Origin of the sequence: Neotabrizicola shimadae, assembly GCF_019623905.1 — a bacterium.
GTDB classification, from domain to species: domain Bacteria; phylum Pseudomonadota; class Alphaproteobacteria; order Rhodobacterales; family Rhodobacteraceae; genus Neotabrizicola; species Neotabrizicola shimadae.
In genome coordinates this window covers 1,734,415-1,747,664 of sequence record NZ_CP069370.1, presented here as the reverse complement: position 1 = coordinate 1,747,664, position 13,250 = coordinate 1,734,415, and the positions used below count along the sequence as shown (strand labels likewise).

At 69.8% G+C, this 13,250-nt stretch carries 11 protein-coding genes; 6 read left to right on the top strand and 5 right to left on the bottom strand.

Going from position 1 to position 13,250, the window contains the following annotated elements:
* The 5 genes from JO391_RS08395 to lpxB all read left to right on the top strand — a co-directional run bounded on the left by JO391_RS08395 (position 1) and on the right by lpxB (position 3,994).
* Complete coding sequence (locus tag JO391_RS08395; protein WP_220664072.1) at positions 1 to 717, top strand: OmpH/Skp family outer membrane protein; 717 nt, start codon at positions 1 to 3, stop codon at positions 715 to 717.
* 91 nt (positions 718 to 808) lie between these two features.
* Entirely contained in the window at positions 809 to 1,276 is a 468-nt protein-coding gene (gene fabZ / locus JO391_RS08390; RefSeq protein ID WP_220664071.1) for a 3-hydroxyacyl-ACP dehydratase FabZ, read from the top strand.
* A gap of 5 nt (positions 1,277 to 1,281) precedes the next feature.
* Entirely contained in the window at positions 1,282 to 2,079 is a 798-nt protein-coding gene (gene lpxA, locus JO391_RS08385) for an acyl-ACP--UDP-N-acetylglucosamine O-acyltransferase (protein ID WP_220664070.1), read from the top strand.
* The gene (locus JO391_RS08380; protein WP_220664069.1) at positions 2,076 to 2,882 is read left to right on the top strand and encodes an LpxI family protein; all 807 of its coding nucleotides are present in this window, start codon (positions 2,076 to 2,078) and stop codon (positions 2,880 to 2,882) included. Before lpxA ends, JO391_RS08380 begins: the two co-directional genes overlap by 4 nt.
* Positions 2,879 to 3,994, top strand: coding sequence for a lipid-A-disaccharide synthase (lpxB, locus tag JO391_RS08375; protein WP_220664490.1), 1,116 nt, complete (start codon positions 2,879 to 2,881; stop codon positions 3,992 to 3,994). Before JO391_RS08380 ends, lpxB begins: the two co-directional genes overlap by 4 nt.
* Positions 3,995 to 4,014: 20 nt before the next feature.
* Here lpxB and recG read toward each other — a convergent pair whose 3' ends face one another.
* From recG to sciP, 4 genes are all read right to left on the bottom strand, one after another.
* A complete protein-coding gene (recG, locus tag JO391_RS08370; RefSeq protein WP_220664068.1) occupies positions 4,015 to 6,102 on the bottom strand; it encodes an ATP-dependent DNA helicase RecG in 2,088 nt (695 codons plus the stop codon).
* Positions 6,099 to 8,513 (bottom strand): NAD-dependent DNA ligase LigA, encoded by a 2,415-nt coding sequence (gene ligA / locus JO391_RS08365; protein WP_220664067.1) that lies wholly within the window; start codon positions 8,511 to 8,513, stop codon positions 6,099 to 6,101. Before ligA ends, recG begins: the two co-directional genes overlap by 4 nt.
* A gap of 1,646 nt (positions 8,514 to 10,159) precedes the next feature.
* Positions 10,160 to 10,870: a response regulator transcription factor CtrA gene (ctrA, locus tag JO391_RS08360; protein WP_220664066.1), complete on the bottom strand. Its 711-nt coding sequence runs from the start codon at positions 10,868 to 10,870 to the stop codon at positions 10,160 to 10,162.
* A 94-nt stretch (positions 10,871 to 10,964) separates the two neighbouring features.
* Positions 10,965 to 11,243, bottom strand: coding sequence for a CtrA inhibitor SciP (gene sciP / locus JO391_RS08355; RefSeq protein ID WP_220664064.1), 279 nt, complete (start codon positions 11,241 to 11,243; stop codon positions 10,965 to 10,967).
* A gap of 122 nt (positions 11,244 to 11,365) precedes the next feature.
* Between sciP and mnmA the strand changes: the two genes are divergently transcribed.
* Positions 11,366 to 12,499: a tRNA 2-thiouridine(34) synthase MnmA gene (gene mnmA, locus JO391_RS08350; protein ID WP_220664062.1), complete on the top strand. Its 1,134-nt coding sequence runs from the start codon at positions 11,366 to 11,368 to the stop codon at positions 12,497 to 12,499.
* A 440-nt stretch (positions 12,500 to 12,939) separates the two neighbouring features.
* Here the strand turns inward: mnmA and JO391_RS08345 are convergent, their stop codons facing one another.
* Positions 12,940 to 13,203 carry a LysR substrate-binding domain-containing protein gene (locus JO391_RS08345; protein WP_220664060.1) on the bottom strand — a complete coding sequence of 88 codons (264 nt, stop codon included), beginning with the start codon at positions 13,201 to 13,203 and terminating at the stop codon, positions 12,940 to 12,942.
* Between the last annotated feature and the right edge of the window lie 47 nt (positions 13,204 to 13,250).

Sequence of the window (13,250 nt, the reverse complement as noted above, 5' to 3'; positions counted from 1 at the left end):
ATGCGCGCGGACCGTCCTGCACGCGCTCTCTGTCCCGCGCTTCTGGCGCTGGTGCTTGCCAGTGCGGGCGCCGCCACGGGGCAAGAGGCGGCCGAACCCCCGGCCGCCGCGCCCCCGGCCGCTGCTGCGCCGGCGCAGGCCGAGACTTTGCGCGTCCTGACGCTGGACCGCGAGCGGCTCTTTTCCGGCACAGGCTTCGGCCAGGCCGTGATCGCCCGGTTCGAGGCCGAGGCCAAGGCGCTCCAGGCCGAGAACCGCCGCATCGACGCCGCGCTGGAGGCCGAGGAACGCACCCTCACCGAGCGCCGGGCCACAGTGTCGCCCGAAGAGTTCCGCGCCCTCGCTGCGGATTTCGATTCCCGTGTGGAAAAGCTCCGCTCGGCGCAAGAGGCGAAGTCCCGCGACCTGAGCCGCCAGCGCGACGAAGCACGCCAGCAGTTCTACGACACCGCACTTCCCGTTCTGGGCAAGCTCATGACCGAGCGCGGCGCCGTCGCCATCATCGACCGCACGGCGCTGGTCATCTCCTTCGAGCGGATCGACATCACGGACGAGGCCATCGCCCGCATCGACGAGGTTCTGGGCAACGGCGGCCAGGCCCCCCCCCCGGCCGAGGACAGCGCACCGCCCACCGAGCCGGCGCAGGGGCCCATGCCGGCCCCCGGCCCGGAAGAAGCGGCCACGCCCGACCCGACCCCGCCTGCCAGCCAGCCCTGACCGGGGCAGGGGCCGCAGGTCTTGTTTCGACCGGCGCCACTTGCTAGTCGTGCCCCAATATCCTGATAGACCAGGGACCGAAGGAGAGGACATGACCGAAGCCCGGACCGTGAAAGAGGTCGATCTCGCCCTGATCCAGCGGATCATTCCGCACCGCTATCCCTTCCTCTTGGTGGACAAGGTGCGCGACGTGGTGATCGGCGAAAGCGCGGTGGGCATCAAGAACGTCACCTTCAACGAACCCCAGTTCCAGGGCCATTTCCCCGGCATGCCGATCTTCCCCGGCGTGATGATCATCGAGGCCATGGCCCAGACCTCCGGCATCCTCGTGGGCCTGACCGCCGACCTGGTGGACAAGAACGCCAACGTCTTCTTCATGGGCGTCGATGGCGTGAAGTTCCGCCGCAAGGTTGTCCCCGGCGACGTGCTGGAACTGCATGTGAAAGCGCTGCGCGGCGGCGGCCGCGTCTGGAAGTTCGAGGGGCGTGGCATCGTCGCGGGCGAGCTTGCCTGCGAGGCCACCTTCATGGCGATGTTCGACACGCCGAAGAAGGGCTGAGCCGCATGACCGTCTCGCCGGACGCGCGCATCCACCCCACCGCCATCGTCGAGGACGGCGCAACCATCGCCGCCGGTTGCACGGTCGGCCCGTTCTGCATCGTCGGCCCCGAGGTGACGCTGCACGAAGGTGTGACGCTCAAATCCCATGTCGTCGTGACCGGCTGGACGGAAATCGGCGCCGGAACCACCGTCTGGCAATTCGCCTCGGTCGGCGACGTGCCGCAGGATTTGAAATATGCGGGCGAACGTACCCGCACCGAGATCGGCCGCAACTGCCGCATCCGCGAGGGCGTGACGGTCAACGCCGGCACCGCCCATGGCGGCGGCGTCACCCGCGTCGGCGACAACTGCCTGCTGATGGGCACCGTCCACATCGGCCACGATTGCCAGATCGGCAACGGCGTGATCCTTGGCAACTGCACCGGCATCGCGGGCCACGTCCGCATCGAGGACGAGGTGATCATCGGCGGCCTTGGCGGCGTGCACCAATGGGTGCGCATCGGCCGCGGCGCGATGATCGGCGGCATGTCCCGTGTCACGCATGACGTCATGCCCTATGCGCTGGTCGCGGGGCCCGATGCCACGCTGGAAGGGCTGAACCTCATCGGTCTGAAACGCCGCAACCTCGACCGCGCCGACATCTCTGCCATGCGCGCCACCTTCAAGGCGCTGGCCGAAGGTGAGGGCAGCTTTGCCGAACGTGCGCGCGTCCTGCGCGAAGGCGCCACCGCGCCCCAGGTGATCGAGATGCTGGATTTCATCCTCGCCGGGTCCGACCGCCAGTTCCTGGTGCCGAAGTGACCCGCCTTGCAATCCTGGCCGGTCGTGGCGCGCTGCCCGCGCTGGTGGCCGCGGCGCAGACGGAAAAGCCCCTCATCGCCTGCCTTGACGGTTTCACCCCCGAAGGCGTGACCCCGGACATCACCTTCCGCATCGAACGGCTGGTGCCCTTCCTGCGCCACCTGGCCGATCAGGGCATCACCACCGTCACCTTCGCCGGCGCCGCCCACCGGCCCCGCCTCGACCCCTCCATGTTCGACGCCGACACCGCCCAGATGGTGCCGCGCTTCCTGTCGGCCATGCAGGGCGGCGACGATGCCACCCTGCGTGTCGTCATCGACATCTTCTCCGAGGCCGGTTTCGCCGTCGAAGGCGTGGCCCAGGTCGCGCCGTCGCTGGTTCCCGGCGCAGGCGTGCTGACCGGTGAGCCAACCGCCCGCGACAAGGCCGACGCCGACCGCGCCGCCGCCATCGTCACCGCGCTTGGCGCGGTGGATGTGGGGCAGGGGGCCGTGGTCGCGCAGGGCCTGTGCCTCGCCGCCGAGGCGCTGCCCGGCACCGATGCCATGCTTGCTGCCGTCGCCGCGCTGCCCGCCCATCTGCGCCCCGATCCGGCGCGGGGCAGGGGGCTTCTGTACAAGGCGCCCAAGCCCGCGCAAGACCGCCGCATCGACCTGCCCGCGCTTGGCCCCGCCACGGTGGAGGCTGCGGCGCAAGCCGGTCTTGGCGGCATTGCCTGGGAAGCGGGCGGCGTGATCTGCCTCGACCTGGCCGCCATGCAGGCCGCCGCCGCGCGGCTCGGCCTCTTCCTGTGGGCGCGCTGACCTTCTTCCTGATCGCGGGAGAGCCCTCGGGCGACAGCCTTGGCGCCGCGCTGATGGCGGGGCTGCGCGAGTTGTCGCCCGGTGTCCGGTTCCTGGGCGTGGGCGGCCCGCTGATGCAGGCCGAGGGGCTGAAAAGCCTCTTTCCCATGCAAGAACTGTCCCTCATGGGCGTGGCAGAGGTGCTGCCCAAGGCCCCGCAGCTCTTGCGCCGGGTGCGCGAGACGGCGCAGGCCGTGCTGGCCGCCAACCCTGCCGCGCTCATCTCCATCGACAGCCCCGATTTCTGCCTGCGCGTGGCGAAAAAGGTGAAGGCCGCAAAGCCCAACCTCCGCACCATCCACTACGTCGCCCCCTCGGTCTGGGCCTGGCGCCCCGGTCGCGCCGTCAAGATGGCGCGCGTCATCGACCATGTGCTGGCACTTCTTCCCTTCGAGCCGCCCTACATGACCGCCGCCGGCATGACCTGCGATTTCGTCGGTCACCCGGTCGTGGCCGAACCGCTCGCAAGCCCGGCAGAGCGCGCGGCATGGGACGGATCGCGCCCTCTCGTCCTGGCGCTTCCCGGTTCGCGCCGCGGCGAGATCACGCGGCTTTCCCCCCGCTTCGGCGCGGCGCTCGGTCTGGTCGCGCTAGATATGCCGGGCCTGCGTGTGGCGCTTCCCACCCTCGCCAGCGTCGAGCCGCTGGTGCGCGAGATCACCGCCGACTGGCCGGTGCAGCCGCAGATCGTCACCGACCCTGCCGCCCGTCGCGGCGCCTTCGCCGCCGCCGATGTCGCGTTGGCCGCTTCGGGCACCGTCTCGCTGCAACTGGCGGCCAATGGCGTGCCCATGGTCATCGGCTATGACATGAACCCCATCTCGATGTGGCTTGCCCGCCGGCTGGTGAAATCCGGCACGGTGACGCTGGTGAACCTCGTCAGCGACACCCGCGCTGTGCCCGAGCTTCTGGGCCGCGACTGCACGCCCGAGGCGCTGGCGCAAACCCTGCGCGCCACGCTCGCCGACCCGCAGTCGCAACGCGCCGCCATGGACCTGACCATGACCCGCCTCGGTCGCGGCGGCGAGCCCCCCGGTCTGCGCGCCGCCCGCTCGGTGCTGAACCACCTGTAGGATGGGCAATATTGCCCATCCTACCCCACTGACAACAACCTGATCGCCCGGTCCTGATCCAAGAGCCACAGCAGCACCCGCACCGCTCGCCCGCGCGGCGTCTCCAGCGCCGGGTCATCCCCCTGGAGCCGCCGCGCATCGGTCTGCGCTATCGCCATCAGCCCCGCCTGACGCTCCATGTCCGCAATGCGGAATCGCGGCAGGCCGGATTGTGCCGTGCCGATCAGGTCGCCCGCTCCCCGCATCGCCAGATCCTCCTCGGCAATGCGGAACCCGTCCTCGGTGTCGCGCAGGATCGAAAGCCGACGCCGCCCCGCTTCCGACAAGGGCGCCTGGAACATCAAGAGGCAGGTGGACTCCGCCGTCCCCCGCCCGACCCGCCCGCGCAGCTGGTGCAGCTGCGCCAGGCCAAAGGTCTCGGCCCGCTCCACCACCATGATCGAGGCATTGGGCACATTCACCCCCACCTCGATCACCGTTGTGGCGACCAGCACCTTCGTCTCGCCCGCCACGAACCGCGCCATCGCCGCGTCCTTTTCGGATGGCGGCATCTGGCCATGCACCAGCCCAACCACGCCCTCACCCAGCACGGCGCGCAGATGGGCAAAGCGCGTCTCGGCGCTGGCGTAGTCGACGACCTCGCTTTCCTCGACCAAGGGGCAGACCCAATAGGCTTGCCGCCCCTCGGCCACGGCGCGGCCCAGATGCGCCAGCACCTCGTCCATCCGCCCGTCCGACACCAGCGCCGTGCGGATGGGCTTCCGCCCCGCGGGCTTTTCATCCAGCACCGAGACATCCATGTCGCCATGCGTGGCCAGCGCCAGGCTGCGCGGAATGGGCGTCGCCGTCATCACCAGCACGTCCACCGCCGCACCCTTTGCGCCCAGCTCCATCCGCTGCGCCACGCCGAACCGGTGCTGCTCGTCCACCACCGCCAGCCGCAGGTCGTGGAATACCACGTCCTTCTGGAACACCGCATGTGTCCCCACCAGCATCTGAATCCGCCCCTCTGCCAGATCGGCCAGCTTCGCCTGCCGCTCGCTCCCCTTGTCGCGCCCTGTCAGAAGCTCCAGCCGCACCCCCGCCGCTGCGGCCAGGGGCGCCAGGCTCTCCAGATGCTGCCGCGCGAGGATCTCGGTCGGCGCCATCATCACGCCTTGGCCACCCGCCTCCACCGCGACCAGCAGCGCCATGAAGGCCACCAGTGTCTTGCCCGACCCGACATCGCCCTGCAAAAGCCGGTTCATCCGAACCGGCGCCTCCAGGTCTCCGGCAATCTCGGCCATCGCGCGCAATTGCGCCCCGGTCGGCTGATAGGGCAGCCCCGCCAGCACCTGCGCCTGCAACACCCCCGTGCCCCGCGTCGCCACGCCCTTGGCCTTGCGCATCGAGGCCCGCGCCAGTGCCAGCGTCACCTGATGCGCAAACAGCTCGTCATAGGCCAGCCGCTGCCGCGCCGGCGCCTCGGGCGCCAGGGCCGCCGGTCCCTCCGGCGCATGAACCGCCGCCACGGCCTCGCGCCAGCCCGGCCAGCCCTCGCGCGCCAGCAGCGGCCCGTCGATCCATTCCGGCAACACCGGACAGCGCGCCAGCGCCCCCGCCACCGCCTTCGCCACCATCCGCTGCGTCAGCCCCGCGGTCAGCGGATAGACCGGCTCGAACACCGGCAACTCCCGCGCCTCCTCGGGCCGCAGCACATGATCGGGATGCACGATCTGCGCCACCCCGTCGAACAGCTCCAGCTTGCCCGAAACCACGCGCCGCTGCCCGGTCGGCAACAGCTTCTGCAACTGGTCCCCCCGCGCGTGAAAGAACACCAGCGCAAACTCCGTCTGCGCATCCCGCGCCATCACCCGGTAGGGTCCGCCCTTGCGCCGCGGCGGGAAATGCGCGCCCACCTCGATTTCCACCGTCACCACCACGGGCGGCACCACCGCCCGGATCGAGCTCACGCGCGACCGGTCCAGCCCCGAATGCGGCAGCAGGAACAACAGGTCGCGCGGCCGCGTCACCTCCAGCACCTCGAAAGACTTGGCGCTGCGCGGCCCCACGCCAGGCAGCGTCTCCAAGTCCGCAAACAGCGGATAGAGGATCTCCGGCCGGCTCATGCGCCCGCGATCAGCTCAAGCCAGGCGTCCTCGTCGATCATCCGCACCCCCAGACGCTCCGCATCCTTGGCCTTGCTGCCCGCGCCCGGCCCGGCCACCACCAGATCGGTCTTGGCACTGACCGAGCCCGAGACCTTGGCCCCCAGGGCCTCGGCCCGCGCCTTGGCCTCGGCCCGCGTCATCTTCTCCAGCGTGCCGGTGAAGACCACGGTCATCCCCGCCACCGGCGAGGCCGTGGCGCGCGCCTCCGGCGGCAGCACCTCCAGCAGCGCGGCCAGCCGGTCGATCGCCGCGCGCTCATGCGCATTGGCCATGGCATCCGACAGGGACAGCGCCAGCACCGGCCCGATACCATCGGTCGTCACCAGATCGGTCCAGGCCGCCAGCGCCGCGCCATCCTGACCCGCCAGCGCCGCCTTGCGTACCTCGCTCACCTTCGGTCGCCGGCCCTCGGCCGCCGCCACCCGCCGCTCGGCCTCTTCCGCCGCATCCGCCGCGCGATGCGCCAGCGCGGCGGGCCGCGCCAGATCGACCGCCGCCACCAGCGCGTCCCAGCTTCCGAAATGCCGCGCCAGATCCGCCGCTGCAACCTCGCCCACGTGACGGATGCCAAGCGCGAAGATCAGCCGCGCCAGGCCGATCCGCCGCCGCTCCTGGATCGCGCGGAACAGGTTGGCCACCGAGGTCTCGCCCCAGCCCTTCACCTGCGCCAGCGGCGTGGCCGACAGCCGCGCCAACGCTCCCGCCACGGCGGGAAGGTCCGGCCCCACCTCGAACCCCATCGGCGCCAGCACCTCGCGCCAGGTCGACAGCCCGCTCGCCTCGGGATCTTCCTCCGCCGCGCCAAGGCGCAGCTGCCCGGCCAGGAAGGCCCCGGCATCGGTGCCCAGCATCTTGGCCCCCGCAGCATCCCGCGCCTGCAGGGTGAAGATGTCCGCAGGCTCCGCGATCCAGTTCAGCCGGTGGAACAACTCCACCTGCTTTGCCCCCAGCCCCTCGATGTCAAAGGCGGCGCGGCTGACGAAATGCTTCAGCTTCTCGATGGCCTGCGCCGCGCAGGACAGCCCGCCGGTGCAGCGCCGCACCGCGTCACCCGGCTCGCGCACCGCCAAAGAGCCGCAGACCGGGCAGGTCTCGGGGAACCGGTAGGGCAGGGCGCCCTCCGGCCGCTTGCCCAGGTCCACATCGGCCACCTTGGGGATCACATCCCCCGCGCGATAGACCTGCACCCAGTCGCCCACGCGAATGTCCTTGCCGCCGCGGATCGCCTCGCCCCTCGCATCGCGCCCGGCGATGTAATCCTCGTTGTGAAGCGTGGCATTCGACACCACCACGCCGCCCACCGTAACCGGCTTAAGTCGCGCCACCGGCGATAGTGCTCCGGTGCGGCCGACCTGGATGTCGATGGCCTCCAGCCGCGTCCAGGCCAGCTCGGCCGGGAACTTGTGCGCGATCGCCCAGCGCGGGGTAGAGGAACGAAAGCCAAGCCGCGCCTGCAACCCAAGGTCGTTCACCTTGTAGACCACGCCGTCGATGTCATAGCCCAGGGTCGCCCGCGCCGCCTCGATGGCGCGGTACTGCGCCAGCATGGCCTCAGGCCCCTCGCACAGCACGGTCCGGTCGTTGGTCTGAAAGCCCAGCCCGTGCAGGCGCTCGATCGCGCCCTTCTGCGTGGCAGCCAGCGGTTCCGACAGCGCCCCCCAGGCATAGGCAAAGAACCGCAGGGGCCGCGCCAGGGTGATGGCGGGGTCCAGCTGCCGCAGGCTGCCCGCCGCCGCATTGCGCGGGTTGGCAAACAGCCGCTCGCCCGCCTCGGCCTGCCGGGCGTTCAGCGCGGCAAAGTCCGCGTGGCTCATGTAGACCTCGCCCCTGACCTCCAGAACCTCGGGCACCGGCCCGGTCAGGGTGTCAGGGATGTCCCCGATCGTCAGGGCATTGGCCGTGACATTCTCGCCCACCTCGCCATCGCCGCGCGTCGCCGCCTGCACCAGCCGCCCGGCCTCATAGCGCAAGGACAGCGACAACCCGTCGATCTTCGGCTCGGCGGTATAGGCGATCACGCCCTCCAGGTTCAGATACCGCCGCACCCGTTCGTCGAAGTCAAAGACCTCCTGGTCCTCGAAGGCATTTTCCAGGCTCAGCATCGGCACGGCATGACGGATCTTGCCGAATCCGTCTGCCACCTCGCCGCCCACCCGGTCCGAGGGGCTGTCGGCCCGCTTCAGCCCCGGAAACCGCGCCTCGATGGCGGCATTGCGCCGCTTCATCGCATCGTAGTCGGCGTCGGAAATCTCGGGCGCGTCCAGCGTGTGATAGGCCCGGTTCGCCGCCCCGATCAGCCCGGCCAGCCGCGCCAGCTCCGCCGCAGCTTCCGCCTCGCTCAGGTCCTCGACAGGCTTCTGCGCGGCCATCCCGCCCTCCCCGGTTGCTGCCCCCGGTTTAGGCGGCGCATCCCCCGCCGGCAAGTCCGGCGCGCCGGCGTAAGAAGGGGCGAGGTTCCGCCCCGCGCCCGGCCAGCTACGCCCCACCCGCGACGGGGGACTTTCCCACTGGGATGCCCAGTCATCCGGGCCGGCCCCGCACCCCCTGCGCCGCAATGCAGGCGAACGGCCGAGGCGAAAACGCATCGGCGCGCCGTCGGTCTCGTGGCAAGGCCTCCACACCGCCCACCGCAGGGACACGGCGCGCACCGCATCTCCAAGTCCACGCGAACGTGCCCGCGTTTCCGGCGAAAGACGCGACCATCGCCAGCGATCCACCGCCGCGTTCGCCCGCCCCCCGCGCACCCCGCTCGAGCGGCGCCCCCAGGCGAAGCGCATCAGCGCGCCGTCGGTCTCGTGCAAAGCCTCCGCGCCACCCACTGCAGGGACACGGCGAGCACCACATCGGTCGCCCAGCTCCGCGCCCACGCGAACGTGTCCGCCTTTCCGGCGAAAGACGAAACCATCGCCAGCGATCTACCGCCGCGTTCGCCCGCCCCCTCGCACCCCGCTCGAGCGGCGCCCCCAGGCGAAGCGCATCGGCGCGCCGCCGGTCTTGTGGCAAGACCTCCATGCCGCCGACCGCAGGGACACGGCGCGCACCGCATCGGTCGCCCAGCTCCACGTCCGCGCGAACGTGACCGCGTTTCCGGCGAAGTAAGCGACCATCACCAGCCAACCACAGCCGCGTTCACGCGACCCCGCGCACCCCGCCCGCCGGAGCGCCATTTCCAACCGAAGCATGTCGCGCCGCCACCGTTCCGCGGCAAAACCTCCAGACCGCCTGCCACGGGATCTCAGAGCGCTGCGCGCCACTCCCTCGCATCCTCAACCAGGCGAAGTCACCTGCCTCCGCCGCCGCAAGACGCCACTCGCCCACGTCCCGTCGCGTACGAAGCTGCCCGCCACCTCTGCCGCAGGCCAGGCCCATCGCCCGCAAACCGCCGTCGTGTCCGCCCGCCCCCGCCCACTCCGCCCGCCGGAGCGCCATCTACATCCGAAGCATGTCGCAAGGTCACCGTTCCGCGGCAAAACCTCCACACCGCCTGCCACGGGATCTCAGAGCGCTGCGCGCCACTCCCTCGCTTCCTCAACCAGGCGAAGTCATCCGCCTCCGCCGCCGCAAGGCGCACCACTCCCCCGCTTTCCGCTGCGCACGAAGCTGCCCGCCTCCTCTGCCGCAGGTCACGCCCATCGCCCGCAAACCGCCGTCGTGTCCGCCCGCCCCCGCCCACTCCGCCCGCCGGAGCGCCATCTCCAACCGAAGCGTGTCGCGACGCCACCTTTCCGCGGCAAAACCTCCACATCGGTCCCCGCGCGACCCTGCCCACCCCGCGCGCCGAGGCGCCGCGATGCAAGGCGCATCGGGACGCCACCGGCGACCTGCCCTGATCTCAAGATCGACCAGAGAGGGGTGGCTGCGCTGACAAAGCCGGCGACGTGTAGCCGAATCTGCGGACACCACATCCTCGTGGTCCCGCCTGGCACATCCATCCGCGCTGCCTACCAGGCACGATGCTCCCGGCATCGCGCCCAGCCTGTTGCGTATCCCAGGTTCAACCGACGCAGCGCCGCCCTCAGGCCGTCGCGGCCAGTCGCGCCGTGTCGCCCGGCCCCGGATCGCGCAGCACATAGCCCCGGCCCCAGACCGTGTCGATGTAGTTCTGCCCGCCCGTGGCCTCGGCCAGCTTCTTGCGCAGCTTGCAGATGAACACGTCGATGATCTTCAGCTCCGGCTCGTCCATGCCGCCGTAGAGGTGGTTCAGGAACATCTCCTTCGTCAGCGTCGTGCCCTTGCGCAGGCTCAGAAGCTCCAGCATCTGGTACTCCTTCCCCGTCAGATGCACCGCGCGGCCCTCCACATCCACGGTCTTGGCGTCCAGGTTCACCGTCACCTTGCCCGTGCGGATCATCGACTGCGAATGTCCCTTCGACCGCCGGATGATCGCGTGGATCCGCGCCACCAGCTCCTCGCGGTTGAACGGCTTGGTCATGTAGTCGTCCGCCCCGAAGCCGAAGCCCTTCAGCTTGCTGTCGGTATCATCCGCGCCCGACAGGATCAGGATCGGCGTCTCCACCCGGGCCAGCCGCAGATGGCGCAGCACCTCATGCCCGCTCATGTCCGGCAGGCTGAGGTCCAGCAGGATCAGGTCATAGTCATACAGTTTCGCCAGGTCGATGCCGTCCTCGCCCAGGTCGGTGCAATAGACGTTCAGGTTGGCATGGGTCAGCATCAGTTCGATGCTGCGCGAGGTGGTCGGATCGTCTTCGACAAGCAGGATACGCATATTCCGGAACTCCGCATCGGCCCTGTTCTACAGGTGTTCTGCAACCTGAAGGTTAACGCAGGGTTACTCTGCCACGGCACGAACGAAAAACAACCTAAAGTTGTCTATACTTGCGGATAGCCGTGACCTTCAGCGCCCCGTCCCCGTGCTGTTCCACCGCCGCCCGCCACAGCGCGAATTCCTCGGCCGAGATCGCATAGCGTTCCAGCGCCTCCGCCTCTGCGATCAGCCCGTAGATCACCGCCTTCACCACCACCGCCTTGCGGCTGGCCACCCAGCGGCGGATGTCGGGCGGCGGCAAATCGGCGCGTGACAGGATGCTGCCATCGGGCAGCGTCACCTGCCGCGGACCGTCGACACGCTTCAGATACATGCGAAAGCCTCCTTGCCTCGGGGCGGCAGCCTCGCGCCTCAGCCTTAATCAACCGTGAAGCCGGGGGTTGAGGATGCGGGGCATTTTCCTATATTGCGTCGGTTCCCCCGAAGGCGCGCCCCATGCTCGACGCAACCCTCAATTCCCTTGGCCTGCCGAAGGCACCCGCGCAAACCCGCGTCGTCGTCGCCATGTCGGGCGGTGTCGACAGTTCGGTCGTGGCCGCGGTGCTGAAGGACCAGGGCTATGACGTGGTGGGCGTCACGCTGCAACTCTACGACCACGGCGCCGCGCTCGCGAAGAAGGGCGCCTGCTGTGCCGGGCGTGACATCCACGATGCCCGCCGCGTGGCCGAGGCGATGGGTTTCCCCCATTACGTCCTCGACTATGAAAACACCTTCCGCGAAGCCGTCATCGACGAATTCGCCGATGCCTACCTTGCCGGCGCCACCCCGGTCCCCTGCATCCGCTGCAACGAGCGGGTGAAGTTCAAGGACCTGCTCGCCACCGCCCGCGATCTCGATGCCGATTGCATGGCCACCGGCCATTACATCCAGCGCAAGATGGGCGCGGCGGGGCCGGAACTGCACATGGCCGCCGATCCCGGCCGCGACCAGAGCTATTTCCTGTTCTCCACCACCGCCGAACAACTGGATTACCTGCGCTTCCCGCTTGGCCACCTCGCCAGCAAGGCCGAGACCCGCGCCCTTGCCGCCCGCTACGGCCTGCCCGTCGCCGACAAGCCCGACAGCCAGGACATCTGCTTCGTGCCGAACGGCGACTATGCCGCGGTGATCGAGAAGCTGCGGCCCGGCGCCGGCCAGCCCGGCGAGATCGTGGACCTTGCGGGCCGCGTCCTGGGCACGCACCGCGGCGTGATCCATTACACCATCGGCCAGCGCAAGGGCCTGGGGATCGGCGGCCTCGGTGATCCGGTCTATGTGGTCAAGCTCGACCCCGAGACCCGCCGCGTCGTCGTCGGCCCCAAATCCGCGCTCTCGACCCGCACCATCCCGGTGCGCGAGATCAACTGGCTGGGCGACGAGCCCCTCACCGCCCGCCCCGAATGGCCCGTCCTCGCCCGCGTCCGCTCCACCCGCGCCCCCCGCGAAGCGATCATCCGCCCGCTGTCCGCGACCGAGGCCGAAGTGGAACTCCTCGCCCCCGAAGACGGCGTCAGCTCCGGCCAGGCCTGCGTCTTCTACGCCCCGGAAGGCACCCGCGTCCTCGGCGGCGGCTGGATCTGGAAAGGCTAGGCCGGGGTTCACCCCGGCGGGCGCGCGCCGACTCTTCCCCAAGCGACCCCGCCCCGGCGAAAGCCGGGGCCTCGGCATCTGCCGGGAGCAACCTCACCCAAAGTCACGCCAACCCCGCCGCGAGGTAGGGTGCGCAGTCATTGCGCACCACCACCACCGCCATCCCCAAGCCCTCGGTAGGCCGGGGTTCACCCCGGTGGGCGTGCTCTGCAACGGCCCACCCCCGACGCGACCCCGCCCCGGCGAAAGCCGGGGCCTCGGTGTCAGCTTGGACCAAACCCATCGGCGGACGCGACGACCCCGGCCGCCCGTTCTGGCCTGCGCTCCTATGCGACTTCAGGGCCGCCAACCCGTGTGAACAGCCCTCTTGCCTCAACGAAAGCACGGCCCTCGCGACGCCCGATTTCCTGGGCGCGAGTAGGAGAGGCTTGCGACATTGCTCACCCATCCGCATCGCTCGGACGATAGCGCAGCGCCTCGACAATGATCTGGAATGCCGGCGAGTTCCCGCGCCGGCTCGGATAATAGAGATGGAACCCCGGAATTGCCGGGCACCAGTCGGCCAGAACCTGCACAAGCCCACCCGTGGCAAGATGCGGCCGTGCCTCGTCTTCCGGCACGAAAGCGATCCCGTAACCGAAGAGCGCCGCTTCCACCATCGGCTGCACCGTATTTGCGTGTTCCACGTGATCGTGGGCAGTCATTCCACGGGATGATGGGCAGTGTTTCCACGTGATCGTGGGCGGCTGTT

Coding starts and splice junctions, on each gene's coding strand:
- JO391_RS08395 (WP_220664072.1), top strand. CDS start 1: ATGCGCGCGGACCGTCCTGCACGCGCTCTCTGTCCCGCGCTTCTGGCG.
- fabZ (WP_220664071.1), top strand. CDS start 809: ATGACCGAAGCCCGGACCGTGAAAGAGGTCGATCTCGCCCTGATCCAG.
- lpxA (WP_220664070.1), top strand. CDS start 1,282: ATGACCGTCTCGCCGGACGCGCGCATCCACCCCACCGCCATCGTCGAG.
- recG (WP_220664068.1), bottom strand. CDS start 6,102: ATGAGCCGGCCGGAGATCCTCTATCCGCTGTTTGCGGACTTGGAGACG.
- ligA (WP_220664067.1), bottom strand. CDS start 8,513: ATGGCCGCGCAGAAGCCTGTCGAGGACCTGAGCGAGGCGGAAGCTGCG.
- ctrA (WP_220664066.1), bottom strand. CDS start 10,870: ATGCGTATCCTGCTTGTCGAAGACGATCCGACCACCTCGCGCAGCATC.
- sciP (WP_220664064.1), bottom strand. CDS start 11,243: ATGTATCTGAAGCGTGTCGACGGTCCGCGGCAGGTGACGCTGCCCGAT.
- mnmA (WP_220664062.1), top strand. CDS start 11,366: ATGCTCGACGCAACCCTCAATTCCCTTGGCCTGCCGAAGGCACCCGCG.
- JO391_RS08345 (WP_220664060.1), bottom strand. CDS start 13,203: ATGACTGCCCACGATCACGTGGAACACGCAAATACGGTGCAGCCGATG.